Origin of the sequence: Amnimonas aquatica (assembly GCF_002943415.1) — a bacterium.
GTDB lineage: Bacteria > Pseudomonadota > Gammaproteobacteria > Pseudomonadales > Moraxellaceae > Perlucidibaca > Perlucidibaca aquatica_A.
Genome location: NZ_PTQZ01000341.1, coordinates 1 through 1,269, shown reverse-complemented (window position 1 = coordinate 1,269; position 1,269 = coordinate 1). Strand labels below are relative to the sequence as shown.

Annotated in this window: 2 protein-coding genes; one reads left to right on the top strand and one right to left on the bottom strand. The window is 74.2% G+C overall.

Features of this window, described 5'->3' with window-relative positions; translation table 11 throughout:
• Window positions 1-63: 63 nt before the first annotated feature.
• Window positions 64-795: a 16S rRNA (uracil(1498)-N(3))-methyltransferase gene (locus C5O18_RS09775; RefSeq protein ID WP_105193433.1), complete on the top strand. Its 732-nt coding sequence runs from the start codon at window positions 64-66 to the stop codon at window positions 793-795.
• 88 nt (window positions 796-883) lie between these two features.
• On the opposite strand, the gene C5O18_RS09770 is transcribed toward C5O18_RS09775, so the two are convergent.
• A partial coding sequence (locus C5O18_RS09770; RefSeq protein ID WP_105193431.1) for a GNAT family N-acetyltransferase occupies window positions 884-1,269 on the bottom strand: 386 nt, incomplete at its 5' end.

The following is a 1,269-nucleotide window of genomic DNA, read 5'->3' as shown; positions in this document are numbered from 1 at the left end:
TCATGCGCCCGAGCTTATGCCAGAATGACGGCCGATGACACCGCGCCCGTCCGGAGCCCCCCCATGCCGCGCCTTTACGTCCCCCTGCCGCTGGTCGCCGGCGACCACCTCGACCTGCCGGAGGATGCCACCCACCACTGGACCCGCGTGCTGCGCGCCCGCCCCGGCGACAGCGCCGAGCTGTTCGACGGCGAGGGCCGGCAGGCCACCGTCACATTGCAGGAAGCCGGCAAGCGCAGCGCGCGCGTGCTGGTGCAGTCGGTGTCGGCACCGACCACCGAATCGCCGCTGCACACCCACCTGGGCCTGGTCATGAGCAAGGGCGACCGCCTCGACTACGCGCTGCAGAAGGCCGTCGAGCTGGGCGTGAGCGAGATCACCCTGCTCGACAGCGAACGCTGCGAGCTGAAGCTGCGCGGCGAGGACCGGGCGGACAAGAAGCTGGCGCACTGGCAACGCGTGATCACCGGCGCCTGCGAGCAGTGCGGCCGCAACACCCTGCCGCCGCTGCACCCGCCGGTGGCGCTGGCGGACTGGCTGGCGCGCGTGGGCGCGACGCAGAAATGGGTGCTGGCACCGGCGGTCAGCGGCGGCCCGCCGGTGCTGGCTGCCGCCGACCGGCCCGCCAGCGTGGCGCTGCTGATCGGCCCCGAAGGCGGCCTCAGCGAAGCCGAGATCGGCACCGCCGTCGGCGCCGGCTTCCGGCCCTGGCAGATGGGCCCGCGCGTGCTGCGCACCGAGACCGCGCCGGTGGCCGCGCTGGCGGTGCTGCAGCAGCTCTACGGCGACTTCTGACACCACGCCGGGCGAACCGGCCTGCCCTCGCGCAGCGGGCAGCGCCCGCCAGCGACAGGGTCAGCGCGGCCGGGTCAGCACGACCAGGTCAGAGCAGCCGGGCCATGTAGCGCGCGGCCTCGCCATAGCTGGCGAGGCTGGCCGGGCGCAGCGCCGGATCATCCACCACGGCGAAACCGTGACGCGCCCAGAACGGCGCCGATGCCTGCACCGCCACCAGGCAGGCCTGCGGCAGCGCCAGCGCCCGCGCCGCCGTGAAGAAACGGGCGACCATCAGCCCGGCGGCGCCACTGCCGCGCGCCGCCGGCGACACCGCGAGATCATGCAGGTAGATACAGTCCGGCGACGCCGGCAGCACGCAGGCCGGCGCGTTGTGCGGCGGCAGGCTGCCGGCGCGCCAGGGCAGGGAAAACAGGTAGGCCAGCGCCACGCCATCCGGGTCGCAGGCGAGGAAGCAGGTATCGGGAGATGCCG